10 protein-coding genes, 1 tRNA gene and 2 pseudogenes are annotated in these 12,422 nt (G+C 66.0%); 6 read left to right on the top strand and 7 right to left on the bottom strand.

The window, feature by feature from the left end; all coding sequences use genetic code 11:
- Positions 1–170: pseudogene (locus tag ACP69S_RS11045) on the top strand (IS481 family transposase); the annotation flags it as partial.
- A 63-nt stretch (positions 171–233) separates the two neighbouring features.
- On the opposite strand, the pseudogene ACP69S_RS11040 reads toward ACP69S_RS11045, so the two are convergent.
- The 3 genes and pseudogenes from ACP69S_RS11040 to ACP69S_RS11030 all read right to left on the bottom strand — a co-directional run.
- Positions 234–326 (bottom strand): annotated as a pseudogene (locus ACP69S_RS11040) (DUF6538 domain-containing protein); the annotation flags it as partial.
- A 93-nt stretch (positions 327–419) separates the two neighbouring features.
- Positions 420–495 (bottom strand) — tRNA-Ala (locus tag ACP69S_RS11035).
- Positions 496–649: 154 nt separating this feature from the next.
- Positions 650–1,117, bottom strand: coding sequence for a TIGR02300 family protein (locus ACP69S_RS11030; RefSeq protein WP_425997130.1), 468 nt, complete (start codon positions 1,115–1,117; stop codon positions 650–652).
- 115 nt (positions 1,118–1,232) lie between these two features.
- On the opposite strand from ACP69S_RS11030, the gene aroA reads away from it, so the two are divergent.
- The 5 genes from aroA (at position 1,233) to mscL (ending at position 6,264) form a co-directional block, all read left to right on the top strand.
- On the top strand, positions 1,233–2,561 hold the full coding sequence (aroA, locus tag ACP69S_RS11025; protein ID WP_425997129.1) for a 3-phosphoshikimate 1-carboxyvinyltransferase: 1,329 nt from the start codon (positions 1,233–1,235) through the stop codon (positions 2,559–2,561).
- Positions 2,562–2,564: 3 nt separating this feature from the next.
- On the top strand, positions 2,565–3,215 hold the full coding sequence (gene cmk, locus ACP69S_RS11020; RefSeq protein ID WP_425997128.1) for a (d)CMP kinase: 651 nt from the start codon (positions 2,565–2,567) through the stop codon (positions 3,213–3,215).
- A gap of 132 nt (positions 3,216–3,347) precedes the next feature.
- Positions 3,348–5,060, top strand: a complete 1,713-nt coding sequence (gene rpsA, locus ACP69S_RS11015) for a 30S ribosomal protein S1 (RefSeq protein ID WP_425997126.1) — start codon at positions 3,348–3,350, stop codon at positions 5,058–5,060.
- A gap of 429 nt (positions 5,061–5,489) precedes the next feature.
- Positions 5,490–5,774: an integration host factor subunit beta gene (locus ACP69S_RS11010; RefSeq protein WP_419253242.1), complete on the top strand. Its 285-nt coding sequence runs from the start codon at positions 5,490–5,492 to the stop codon at positions 5,772–5,774.
- Positions 5,775–5,841: 67 nt separating this feature from the next.
- A complete protein-coding gene (gene mscL / locus ACP69S_RS11005; RefSeq protein ID WP_425997124.1) occupies positions 5,842–6,264 on the top strand; it encodes a large-conductance mechanosensitive channel protein MscL in 423 nt (140 codons plus the stop codon).
- A gap of 144 nt (positions 6,265–6,408) precedes the next feature.
- Here mscL and ACP69S_RS11000 read toward each other — a convergent pair whose 3' ends face one another.
- The 4 genes from ACP69S_RS11000 to acs all read right to left on the bottom strand — a co-directional run bounded on the left by ACP69S_RS11000 (position 6,409) and on the right by acs (position 12,403).
- Positions 6,409–9,255: a M16 family metallopeptidase gene (locus ACP69S_RS11000; protein WP_425997122.1), complete on the bottom strand. Its 2,847-nt coding sequence runs from the start codon at positions 9,253–9,255 to the stop codon at positions 6,409–6,411.
- Between the two features lie 88 nt (positions 9,256–9,343).
- Positions 9,344–9,778: a thiol-disulfide oxidoreductase DCC family protein gene (locus ACP69S_RS10995; protein WP_425997120.1), complete on the bottom strand. Its 435-nt coding sequence runs from the start codon at positions 9,776–9,778 to the stop codon at positions 9,344–9,346.
- Positions 9,775–10,350 (bottom strand): SRPBCC family protein, encoded by a 576-nt coding sequence (locus ACP69S_RS10990; RefSeq protein WP_425997136.1) that lies wholly within the window; start codon positions 10,348–10,350, stop codon positions 9,775–9,777. The genes ACP69S_RS10995 and ACP69S_RS10990 overlap by 4 nt, the downstream gene beginning before the upstream one ends.
- A 94-nt stretch (positions 10,351–10,444) precedes the next feature.
- Positions 10,445–12,403 carry an acetate--CoA ligase gene (gene acs / locus ACP69S_RS10985; protein WP_425997119.1) on the bottom strand — a complete coding sequence of 653 codons (1,959 nt, stop codon included), beginning with the start codon at positions 12,401–12,403 and terminating at the stop codon, positions 10,445–10,447.
- Between the last annotated feature and the right edge of the window lie 19 nt (positions 12,404–12,422).

Raw genomic sequence — 12,422 nt, 5'->3', positions numbered from 1 at the left:
GATCATCTCCGCCGCCACCTCGGCGACTTCATCGACGCCTACAATTTCGCGCGCCGTCTGAAGACCCTCAACGGCCTGACCCCATACGAATACATCTGCAAAATCTGGACAAAAGAGCCGACAGATTCAACGTCGATCCAACCCATCAAAGTCCGGGACCAAACATCTAGTTGCTGGCGGCGCTCTAATGGCTTCGCCGCATCAAAATCCGTGGTGTTTAGGGTCTTCCAAATCTCGCGTTTGCCAAAGGCTTCGCGGAGGTCTTTGGGAACGGCGCGTCTCGCATAGTAGACGGCGCTGCCTTGGCGGCGAACAGGTTTAGACATGCTGTTACATCCTATAACAGGCGTAACACCCGACCGTCAGAAAGCGTTTGGGAATGGCCCTTCCCCCAACACCGCTGGGCGTTGAGGGAAGGATGGTGGAGCTTAGCGGAGTCGAACCGCTGACCTCTTGCATGCCATGCAAGCGCTCTACCAGCTGAGCTAAAGCCCCGAGGTCCTTGGTTTCCCAAGAGAACCTTGGTGTCTCTGCGTGGTGCCGATCGTCTGGACCCCCGAAGAGGCGCGGAACCTATGCCGGGAGGATTTTTGGATCAACCCTCCCGGCGAACTTTTTTCGAAGAATTTTTCGAAGGCTGGTTCAGGTCCTAAGTGTCGTCGTTGCCGGCGCCCGGAAGACCCTCGATTTCGTCGTCGAGATCGTCTTCGTCCTCGTCTTCGAGGAAGGGCACATCGTCAGCTTCGTCTTCGGCGAGATCCTCGTCTTCGGCGAAGTCGACGCCCAGGTCGTCGCCGTCCGCAGGGGTCGGCGTGCCCGGATCGGCGTCTTCGTCGTCGGTCTCGATGACGTCCGGTTCGACCTTGTCGATTTCCGGGGTCTCATCGACCTCGTCCTCGAAGCCGTCCTCCTCCTTGGGAGCGACGACGGGCTTCTCGTCCTCGGCGTCATAGTCAGGCGTGACCGCGCGAGCGCGGACGCGGCGCGATTTCAGCGCCTCTTCCGGGTCGAACGAGTCGCCGCATTTGGGACAGAGGGCCGGACGGCGCCCCAGGTCGTAGAATTTCGATTGGCAGTTGGGGCAAATTTGTTTTGCGCCCAATTCGGGATTGGCCAAGAGGCGGACCTTTGATCCAGATGGGAAAAGCGGCCGGTGACTTGCCATGACCAAGGCCCGCTGTCAAAAGCAATCCCCTCGCGAACCCCACCATAACCAGGGAGCCGGTTACGGCATGACGGCGGCTGGACTGAAAAGCGGGCCCGGCGGAGCCCTTCGCGGGACCGTTCGCGCTCCTGGCGACAAGTCGATTTCGCACCGGTCGATGATCCTGGGCGCGCTGGCGAGCGGCACCACCACGGTCGAGGGGCTGCTTGAGGGCGACGACGTCCTGGCCACCGCGCGCGCCATGCGGGCCTTCGGCGCGCGGGTTGAGCAGGAGGGCGGCGGGCGCTGGCGGATCGAGGGCAATGGCGGCTTCTCTGAGCCGACCGACGTCATCGACTGCGGCAATGCCGGCACCGGCGTGCGCCTGATCATGGGCGCGGCGGCGGGCTTTCCGATCTGCTCCACCTTCACCGGCGACGCATCCTTGCGCGGACGCCCGATGGGCCGGGTGCTGGATCCCCTCGCCCGCATGGGCGCCACCTGGTTCGGGCGCGACAAGGGCCGGCTGCCCCTGACCTTGAAGGGCGGCAATCTGCGCGGCCTACAATACACTCTGCCGATGGCCTCGGCCCAGGTGAAGTCGGCCGTGCTGCTGGCCGGCCTGCATGCCGAGGGCGGCGTCGAGGTCATCGAACCCGAAGCTACCCGCGACCACACTGAGCGCATGCTCCGCGCCTTCGGGGCCGAAGTGATCGTCGAGGACCGAGACGGCGTCCGCCACATCCGTCTGCCCGAGGGCCAGAAACTGACCGGAACCCACGTCTCGGTGCCGGGCGATCCGTCGTCGGCGGCTTTCCCGCTGGTGGCCGGCCTGATCGTTCCGGGCTCGGAGGTGACGGTCGAGGGCGTCATGCTCAACTCGCTGCGCACCGGTCTCTTCACGACGCTGCAGGAAATGGGTGCGGACCTCGTGATCTCGAACGTTCGGATGTCGAGCGGCGAGGAAGTCGGCGATATCACCGCCCGCTACTCGCGGCTGAGAGGCGTCGTCGTGCCGCCCGAGCGCGCGCCGGCGATGATCGACGAGTATCCGATCCTGGCAGTGGCCGCCGCCTTCGCAGACGGTCTCACCGTCATGCGCGGCATCGGCGAGATGCGGGTCAAGGAAAGCGACCGCATCGCCCTGACGGCGGCGGGTCTGCAGGCTTGCGGCGTCACGGTCGAGGAGGAGCCCGAGGGCATGACGGTGGTCGGCACGCGCGGCGGCAACCATCCTGTGCGCGGCGGCGGTCTGGTCCACACCCACGGCGATCACCGCATCGCCATGAGCCACCTGATCCTCGGCCTCGCCGCCCAGCAGGGCGTCGCGGTCGACGAGCCGGGCATGATCGCCACCAGCTTCCCGGGTTTCGCCGAGATGATGCGTGGTCTCGGCGGCGACCTGTCGGAGGCCTGAAGCATGGGCTTCGTGATCGCCGTCGACGGACCCGCCGCCTCGGGCAAGGGCACTATCGCCAATCGGCTGGGCGCGCTCTACGGCTATCCCGTACTCGATTCCGGGCTGCTCTACCGCGGCGTCGGGGTTCGTCTAAGCGAGAGCGGCGGCGATCTCGATGACGCCGCCGCCGCTACGGCTGCGGCGATGGCGCTGGAGCCCGCAGAGCTGGAACGACCGCAGCTTCGCACCCGCGCCGCAGGTGAGTTGGCCAGCCGTGTCGCCATTCATCCAGCGGTGCGCTTGGCGCTCCGTGATTTTCAGGTGCAGTTCGCCGCTCGGGAGCCCGGAGCAGTCATCGATGGCCGCGACATCGGAACAGTCATCGCCCCCGCAGCTCAGGCCAAGCTCTACATCGCCGCCTCTGCGAAGGTCAGGGCCGATCGGCGCTGGAAGCAGCTGACCGGTCAGGGCGAGACCGTTACCTACGAGGAAATCCTGGCCGACATTCTGCGGCGCGACGAGCGCGACTGCGGTCGCGCGGAATCTCCCATGACCCAAGCCTCAGACGCCGTCTTGCTCGATACGTCAGAAATGACTATAGAGCAGGCCTTCGATGCGGCCCGCCGCATTGTCGAGACGGCGCGCGCCCGGTCGGGAAACCTCCCGGGCTAATCTAACGCCCGCCTCGCCGCCGCTTAGGAAGCTGCGGTCCGCATGAAAATCCACACAACCCGGAATCCCCAGAACCGTCATTCGACGGCCTTCGCTAATGGGGCCTCCCTCAACACGAGACTAAACATCAGCATGGCTGACGATATGAGCTTCAACCCGACGCGCGACGATTTCGAAGCGCTGCTGAACGATTCCATGGGCGGCCGCGACTTCCAGGAAGGCACCGTCGTCAAGGGTATCGTTGTCGGGATCGAGAAGGACTTCGCGATCATCGACGTCGGTCTGAAGACCGAAGGTCGCGTTCCGCAGAAGGAATTCGGCGTTGATGACGCCGGCAAGGCCACCATCAAGGTCGGCGACCACGTCGAAGTCTTTCTGGAACGCCTGGAAAACGCCCTCGGCGAAGCGGTCATTAGCCGCGAAAAGGCCAAGCGCGAAGAAGCCTGGACCCGTCTGGAAGGCGTTTACGCTCAGAACGTCCCGGTGCTCGGCGCCATCGTCGGTCGCGTCAAGGGCGGCTTCACCGTCGACCTGGGCGGCGCCTCGGCGTTCCTGCCCGGCTCGCAGGTCGATATCCGCCCGGTGCGCGACGTCGGCCCGCTCATGGGCAAGGAACAGCCCTTCGCCATCCTCAAGATGGACCGTCCGCGCGGCAATATCGTCGTCTCGCGTCGCGCCATCCTGGAAGAAGCCCGCGCCGAGCAGCGCACCGAACTGGTGTCGCAGCTGCAAGAGGGTGAAATTCGCGAAGGCGTCGTCAAGAACATCACCGACTACGGTGCGTTCGTTGACCTGGGCGGCATCGATGGCCTGCTGCACGTCACCGACATGAGCTGGAAGCGCGTCAACCACCCCTCGCAAGTCCTGGCCGTTGGCGACACCGTCAAGGTGCAGATCGTCAAGATCAACCCGGACACCCAGCGCATCAGCCTCGGCATGAAGCAGCTGCAGTCCGATCCCTGGGATGGTGTCGAAGCCAAGTACCCGGTCGGCGCCAAGTTCACGGGCCGCATCACCAACATCACCGACTACGGCGCGTTTGTTGAGCTGGAAGCGGGTGTGGAGGGCTTGGTCCACGTCTCGGAAATGTCCTGGACCAAGAAGAACGTCCACCCCGGCAAGATCGTCTCGACCTCGCAAGAAGTCGACGTGGTCGTGTTGGACGTCGATCCGTCCAAGCGCCGCGTTTCGCTGGGCCTGAAGCAGGCTCTGGCCAACCCGTGGGATTCGTTCATCGAAACCCACCCGGTCGGCTCGACCGTCGAAGGCGAAGTCAAGAACGCGACCGAGTTTGGTCTGTTCATCGGCCTCGACAACGACATCGACGGCATGGTGCACCTGTCGGACATCGACTGGAGCGCGTCGGGCGAAGAAGCCATGGCTCGCTACAAAAAGGGCGACATGGTCAAGGCGAAGGTTCTCGACGTCGACGTCGAGAAGGAACGCATCTCGCTCGGCATCAAGCAGCTCGGCGGCGATCCGATGTCGGGCGACACCTATCGCAAGAGCCAGACCGTGACCGTCACGGTGACGGAAGTGACCACCGGCGGCATCGAAGTTCGCTTCGGTGAAGACGACGCCCTGATGACCGCGTTCATCCGCAAGTCGGACCTGTCGCGCGATCGTCAGGAGCAACGTCCGGAACGCTTCGCCGTGGGTGACCGCATCGACGCGCAGATCACCAACATCGACAAGGCGGCTCGCCGCGTTTCGATGTCGATCAAGTCGCTGGAAATGGCCGAAGAGAAGGAAGCCATCGAGCAGTTCGGCTCGTCGGACTCCGGCGCTTCGCTGGGCGACATCCTGGGCGCCGCCCTGCGCGAGCGGGCCACCCCGAAGGAATAGTCTTCCGTCCCTTCTTCGGGATTGAAGTCAGCGGCGGCCGGAGCGATCCGGCCGCCGTTTTCTTTGCGCGCCGGGCTAGCCGAAGCCGCGCGGTGTTCCGCTAAGTCCTTGGACATGAGGACATTTGGTGAAGACAGCGCTCACCATGGCGCCCCGCCCCGGGGGGAAATTTGCGCCTCCCACCATTTTTGTTGCCAAGTGGTACTTTCGACTGCCGTTTGTACGCATGGTCGAAAATAATGCCCTTTTATGCACCGGGACGCTAAGAGAATGCCTTTATCTGGCTTCTGCGCGCAGCATTCGTGTTCGCTTCGCAAGCGGCGCCCAGCCCGGCGGCGATGAGAATCGCACTCAGGCCCTTGAAGACTCAACCGCCCTTGGGCAAAGGTCCGGACGCGCCAGTTCCTCCCTCCGGCGCCGGGGATATCGATGATCAAGTCTGAACTCATCGCCAGGCTCGCGAATGAAAATCCGCACCTGACGCAGAAAGACGTCGAGCGCGTTGTCAGCGTGATCCTGGAGCGCATGATCGGCGCTCTGGAAGGCGGCGGTCGTGTCGAGCTTCGGGGCTTTGGCGCCCTGTCGGTCCGCTCCCGCCCGGCCCGCTCGGGCCGCAATCCGCGCACCGGCGAAACGGTCGATGTCCGCGCCAAGCATGTGCCGTTCTTCAAGAGCGGCAAGGAACTGCGGGCCCGGCTCAACGCCGACGAGTAGCTTGACCCTGAGGGGCGAACGCCGTCAGCCTCGCGCCTTTCCGGAAGGCTAATCGCGAGACCCGGTCATGAGCGTCATCAAGGAATTTCGCGAGTTCATCTCGCGCGGCAACGTCATCGATCTCGCCGTGGGTGTGATCATCGGCGCGGCCTTCAACGGCGTCGTCAAAAGCCTGGTCGACCAGGTGATCATGCCGCCGATCGGCCTGCTGATGGGCGGCCTTGACTTCTCCAAGCTGGAATGGGTGCTCAAGCCCGAGAACGCGGCCACCGAGGCCGTGGAGAAGGTCGCCGTTCAGTACGGGGCCTTCATCAACACCTTGATCCAGTTCGTGATCGTGGCGGCCGTGGTCTTCATGCTGGTCAAGGTGGTCAACGGCATCCGCCGCGCTGACGCAGCCGAGCCAGGACCGGAAGCGCCAGCGGCCCCGGCCGCTCAGGAAGTGCTGCTGATGGAGATCCGGGATCTGCTGGCCAAGCCCAAGGCTTAGGCCAACGCACCTGCCGGCTCCGCGCTGACGCGCTCCTCCCCGTAGGGGAAAGATTAGGTGCGCCGATCTCGTCTTCCCCTCCTACGGGGGAGGGCGGCCGCGAAGCAGCCAGGAGGGGGCAAGTGCCCCTCCTGACATCTGTCATTACTTCCCGCTGGTCAGGGTCGGGCTGTCGAGATCCAGTTTGGCGGCCGGGATCACCGTGGCGTTCGGCACGGCGGCGGGCAGGGTGTCGCCCATCGCCTTGAGGTCGCCGGCGATGATGATGCTGGTCTGGGTGGGATCCATCATCGACTTGGCAAAGGTCTGGACGTCGCTGGCGCTGACCGCCTCGACCTTGCTCGCATAGCTCTGGATCTCGTTCAGCGGCACGCCATAGACGGCCAGGTTGCCCAGGATGTCGGCCAGGCCTTCGGAGGTGCCCAGTTCGCGGCCAAAGCCGCCGACCAGCACCGACTTGCGAGCCGTCAGTTCGCTGGCTGAGGCCGGTTCAGCCGCCAGACGGGTGAGCTCGGCCTGGACCAGGCTGACGACCTGGCCGGCGGACTCGTTCTTGGTCTGAACGCGGGCCGAGAAGCTGCCGAACTTGCCCTGCGGGGTCAGGCTGGAACCCGCGCCGTAGGACAGGCCGCGCTTGATGCGGATCTCCTGGTTCAGGCGCGAGGAATAGCCCACGCCCAGCACCGCATTGGTCACCAGGCCCGAATAGTAGTTGGGGTCGGCGCGGGTGATGGCCGGCTTGGCGAGCGTCACGGCCGCCTGGCCGGTGCCGGGCAGGTCGATGACGACATTGCGCGGCTTGTAACCCGTCGGCGCGGCCGGCGTGGCCGGCGGCGGGGTCGCGGGCTTCTTCCAGCCGCCAAACGCCTTTTCGGCCAAGGCAAAGCCGGCTTCCGGCGACAGGTTGCCGGTCAGAACCAGCACGGCGTTGTCCGGTCGCCATGCGGCGGCATGCATCTTCACCAGGTCTTCGCGCTTGATCTTCGGCAACGAGCCTGGCGTGCCCCCGGCCACATGGCCATAGGCCGAACCGGCATAGAGCACCGGGGCGACAGCGTAGGAGGCCAGGCTGCCCGGGCGCTGATAGGCCACCGACAGGCCGTCCAGCGTCTCCGCGCGAACGCGGTCGAGCTCCTCGGCCTTGAAGACCGGGTTCTGGGCGACGTCTGCCATGATCGCCATGGCCGGTGCAGCCTTGTCGGCGATGACGCTGAGGGTCAGGGACGAAGCTTCCCAGCCCGAACCGGCCGCCAGATTGGCGCCCAGGGCTTCGGTCTGGCGGGCGATGTCCACCGCGCCGCGGGTCTTGGTGCCTTCTGTCAGCAGGTCGGAGGTCAGGCTGGACGCGCCGGCGAGGCCTGTCGGATCGGCGCTGGATCCGCCACGCACGGTCAGGTCGGCGGTGATCAGCGGCAGGTCGCTGGACCGGGCGACGATGACCCGCAGGCCGTTGGCAAGCGTCTTCTCGACCGGCGAGGGCAGGACGGCGGCAATGGGTGCGGCGACGGCCGGGATCTTCTGGCGCTCGGCTTCGGGAGCAAGGGTGGTGATGGCGCCGTCAAACTTCACCGAGGCGACCTTTGGCGGGACCGGCGTGTTGTCCTTCTCGCCGGCCGGTCGGGCCGATTCGGGCAGATAGCGGATGGCGGTGCGACGGTCGTCGGCCAGCCACTTTTTCGCGACCCGCTGGACGTCGGCGGCGGTCACCGCCTGCAGGTCTGCCAGGTTGGTGTTGGCGCGGGCGGCGTCGCCGTCGGTCAGCAGGGCGTAGCCGATGGCGAAGGCGCGGCCGTCGATCTCCTCGCGGCGACGCACGGCGTCGGCCAGCAGACCGGTCTTGGCCTCGGCCAGCTCGGCGGCAGTCGGTGGGGCGTCGCGCAGGCGGGCGACCTGGGACAGCAGGGCGCTCTCGCCCTGCTCGGCCGTCTTGCCGCCGGCCATGACGGCGCCGACATAGATCAGGCCGGGCTGGGCGTTGGTCGGGCCGGACGAGAACACCGACTGGGCGATCTTCTGGTCATAAACGAGAGTGTCATAGAGCCGCGACGACTTGCCGGCCGATAGGATGGCGTCCAGCACGGCCAGGGCCGGCGCGTCCTTGTCGGCCGAGGCCGGGGCCAGCCAAGTGATCGCCACCGCCGGCAGCGGCACGTTGGGACCGTAGGTGTTGACGGTCTTGGGACCCGTGCGCGGCGGCTCGACCACGGTCACCTTGGGCAGGGGCGCGGCCGGGGTCTTGAGCGGCGCGAAATACTTGTCGACCAGGGCCTGCAGCTGGGCCTCATCGAAATTGCCGGCCACGATCAGGGCGGCGTTGTCGGGACGATAATAGGTGGCGTGGAAGGCGCGCACGTCGTCGACGGTGGCCGCGTCCAGCTCCTCGATCGAGCCGATGCCCGGGCGCTTGTAGGGGTGAGCGGCGAAAGACTGCTGCGGCACATAGAGGGCGAAGAGGCGGCCATAGGGGTCGGCCAGAACGCGCTGGCGCAGCTCTTCCTTCACGACGTCGCGCTCGGAGGCGAAGACCGCCTCGTCGATGACCAGCGAGCCCAGGCGGTCGGCCTCGGCCCACAGCAGGCGCTCCAGATGGTTGGCCGGCACCACCTCGTAATAGTTGGTGAAGTCGTCATAGGTGGAGGCGTTGTTGAAGCCGCCAACGTCCTCGGTCAGCCGGTCGAGGGTCTCGTTGGGCATGTTGCGCGTGGCCTTGAACATCAGGTGTTCGAAAAGGTGCGCGAAGCCCGAGCGGCCTTCCGGGTCGTCCTTGGAGCCGACGCCGTACCAGACCTGCACCGTCACGTTAGGCGTGGTCGTGTCGCGGGCCGTGAACACCTTCATGCCGTTGGCCAGCACCCGCTCCTTGTAGACGATCGGCGGCACGACGATCGACGGCGCGCCAGTCTTGTCCTGGGCGGCGAAGGCCATGGGCGACAGGGCGGTGGTCGAGAGGGCCAGCGCCACAAGGGCGGCCTTGGCGACGGGACGGATCATTCGGAGAGCTCCAGCAACGCGGTTGCGCGAGACCCTAGCATCGCCCTGTCGAGGCGAAACCTTACCGTCCTGTCATGAAGCGGCGCGCCTACTCCGCGGGCAGGTCCAGGATGAAGCGTGCCCGGTCGGCGGGCGAAGGAACCATGCAAGCGGCCTTCTTGCCCATCAGTCGATAGCGGTTGGCGGCGAGCCAGTCATAGGCGGCGTCGGCTGGTCCTCGGGGCAGGCGGTCGACCAGCGCCAGCCAGCGCCAGGGCGCTTTCAGTAGCCGCAGCAGGGCGCCGATGGCGGCGGTCTTCTCCAGCGCTTGGCCATGATCGAGGAACAGGAAGCTGGCCGGATTGTCCGGATCGATCCCGTGGGCGGCGGCGAGCTGGCGGCCATAGGGCGACTGGATCGGGGTGAAGCGGATGACACCCTCGCGATCCAGCTTCAGGACGGCGGCGACCGAGCCCGAGCAGATATTGCAGACGCCGTCGAACAGCCACAGGCCGTCGGGCGCATCGGCTTCGGCCTGCGTCATTCGGCGTTCTGGCATTCACGGCGCAGGGCTCGCAAGGCGTTGGGAACGTCGCGACGCATCAGGCCGCTGAGCACGGGGATCGGCACGGCGAACGGCGCGGCGGCCCACATCTCGTAGGTCACGCGGGTGCCGGTTCCGCCCTTGATCGGCTCCAGCGTCCAGAATCCCTCGCAGGCGCGGATGTCGCCGCCGACGCAGGTAAATCGGATGATGCGGTCGGAGTCGAAATCCACGCGCGAGGTCGAGCGCAGAGTCGGCAGGAAGAAGCCCCATTTCACCAAGTGCTCCCGCGTTTCTGAGCGTCCGTCGGGCGCGCGCGCGATCACCTTGCAGCGTTTGACGCTGGGGGTCATGCGGGCGGCGCGGTCGCAGTCGAGGATGGTGCGCCAGACCACGGCGGCGGGCGCCGGAATATCGATGGCCGCCTTGACCATGCCGCCACGTCCGAGAGCGTCGGCATGGGCCTCGATGGGGATCTGGCCGGCACGCAGTTTTTCGGTCCATCCGGCGTCGGCCAGAACCGGTGTCGCCAGGGCGAGTGTCAGGACAAGGGGTAGCAGCCGGCGCATCATGCTCACGCTAACGCGCCGGCGAAGGTTCGGTTAGGCCCCGAAGCCTTTTTCTTGAAAAGGCTTCTATTCATGCAAGGTCAGGCGCGTGACGCTGTCACGTGCCAGCTCTGTTTTTCACCAGATCGTCGACCACAGAGGGATCGGCCAGGGTCGAGGTGTCGCCAAGGCTGCCCAGTTCGTTCTCGGCGATCTTGCGCAGGATACGGCGCATGATCTTGCCCGAGCGGGTCTTGGGCAGGCCCGGAGCCCACTGGATGATGTCCGGCGCAGCGAACGGGCCGATCTCGTGGCGCACCCACAGGATCAGGGCCTTGCGCAGGTCGTCGGTCGGGGCCTGCCCGGCCTTGAGCGTCACATAGGCGTAGACGCCCTGACCCTTGATGTCGTGCGGATAGCCGACCACGGCGGCCTCGGCGACGGTCTCGTGGGCCACGAGAGCGCTCTCGATCTCGGCCGTGCCCAAGCGGTGGCCCGAGACGTTGATCACGTCGTCCACCCGGCCGGTGATCCAGTAATAGCCATCGGCGTCGCGCTTGCAGCCATCGCCGGTGAAATACTTGCCGGGATAGGCGCTGAAATAGGTCTCGAAGAAGCGCTGGTGGTCGCCATAGACCGTGCGCATCTGGCCCGGCCAGCTGTCGGTGATCACCAGATTGCCCTCGGTCGCGCCGTCAAGCACACCGCCTTCGGCGTCGACCAATTGCGGTTTGACGCCGGGCAGGGGCTTGGAGGCCGAGCCGGGCTTCAGGGCCGTCGCGCCCGGCAGGGGGGTGATCAGCATGCCGCCGGTTTCAGTCTGCCACCAGGTATCGACGATGGGCAGGCGGCTCTTGCCGACCACGCGATGATACCAGAGCCAGGCCTCGGGGTTGATCGGCTCGCCGACGCTGCCCAGCACCCGCAGGGACGACAGGTCGTTCTTCAGCACATAGTCGTCGCCCTCACGCATCAGGGCCCGCAGGGCGGTGGGGGCGGTGTAGAAGATCTCGACCTTGTGCTTGTCGATCACCTCCCAGAACCGGCTGGGTGTGGGATAGTTGGGCACGCCCTCGAAGATCAGGCTGGTCCCGCCGTTCGAGAGCGGGCCGTAGACCACATAGCTGTGACCGGTCACCCAGCCGACGTCGGCGGTGCACCAGAAGACTTCGCCCTTCTTGCCTTCAGACGGGGGCTTGTAGTCGAACACGGCCCAAAAGGTCCACGACGCCCAGGCCAGATAGCCGCCCGTGGTGTGCAATACGCCCTTGGGCTTCCCCGTCGAGCCCGAGGTATAGAGGATGAACAGCGGATCCTCGGCGTTCATCGGCTCGGGCGGGCAGTCAGCCGAGACGGTGTCGCGAACGTCCTCCCAGACGATGTCGCGGCCGTGGACCAGCGGCACGTCGGCCCCGGTCCAGCGCACCATCAGCACCTTGCCGACCCATGGGCAGCTTTGCAGGGCTTCGTCGATATTGGCCTTCAGCGGCACGCGCTTGCCGCCGCGCTTGCCCTCGTCGGCGGTGATCACGAAGTGCGAGGCGCAGTCCTGGATGCGGCCGGCGATGCTGTCGGGCGAGAAGCCGCCGAACACCACCGAGTGCACCGCCCCGATCCGCGCGCAGGCCAGCATGGCCACGGCCGCGATGGGGATCATCGGCAGGTAGATCGTCACCCGGTCGCCCTTCTGGACGCCCTGCGCCTTGAGGACGTTGGCCATGCGGCAAACCTCCTCGTGCAACTGGCCATAGGTCAGGGTGTCGGAGGTCCCCGGATCGTCGCCCTCGAACACCAGGGCGACATCGTTCTTCCTGTGCGGCAGGTGGCGGTCGATGCAGTTGGCGCTGACGTTCAGCACCCCGTCGGCGTACCAGCGGATGCGGAAGTCGTCCTTGGCGAACGAGACGTCCTTGATCTGGGTGGGCGGGGTGATCCAGTCGAGGCGGGCGGCCATGTCGCGCCAGTAGCCTTCCGGATCGGCCTCGACCCGCACGAGGGCGGCCTCATAGGCGGCGGCGTCGATATGGGCCTCGCGCGCCAGGGCCTCAGGAACCGGGAAAACCTGTCCGTCGTTCACGCCGTCTACTCCCTTGGTC

The organism is Caulobacter sp. DWR1-3-2b1 (genome assembly GCF_049895765.1).
Classification (GTDB): Bacteria; Pseudomonadota; Alphaproteobacteria; order Caulobacterales; family Caulobacteraceae; genus Caulobacter.
This window is presented reverse-complemented; position numbering and strand designations above follow the sequence as displayed.

Coding starts and splice junctions, on each gene's coding strand:
- aroA (WP_425997129.1), top strand. CDS start 1,233: ATGACGGCGGCTGGACTGAAAAGCGGGCCCGGCGGAGCCCTTCGCGGG.
- cmk (WP_425997128.1), top strand. CDS start 2,565: ATGGGCTTCGTGATCGCCGTCGACGGACCCGCCGCCTCGGGCAAGGGC.
- rpsA (WP_425997126.1), top strand. CDS start 3,348: ATGGCTGACGATATGAGCTTCAACCCGACGCGCGACGATTTCGAAGCG.
- ACP69S_RS11010 (WP_419253242.1), top strand. CDS start 5,490: ATGATCAAGTCTGAACTCATCGCCAGGCTCGCGAATGAAAATCCGCAC.
- mscL (WP_425997124.1), top strand. CDS start 5,842: ATGAGCGTCATCAAGGAATTTCGCGAGTTCATCTCGCGCGGCAACGTC.
- ACP69S_RS11000 (WP_425997122.1), bottom strand. CDS start 9,255: ATGATCCGTCCCGTCGCCAAGGCCGCCCTTGTGGCGCTGGCCCTCTCG.
- ACP69S_RS10995 (WP_425997120.1), bottom strand. CDS start 9,778: ATGACGCAGGCCGAAGCCGATGCGCCCGACGGCCTGTGGCTGTTCGAC.
- ACP69S_RS10990 (WP_425997136.1), bottom strand. CDS start 10,350: ATGATGCGCCGGCTGCTACCCCTTGTCCTGACACTCGCCCTGGCGACA.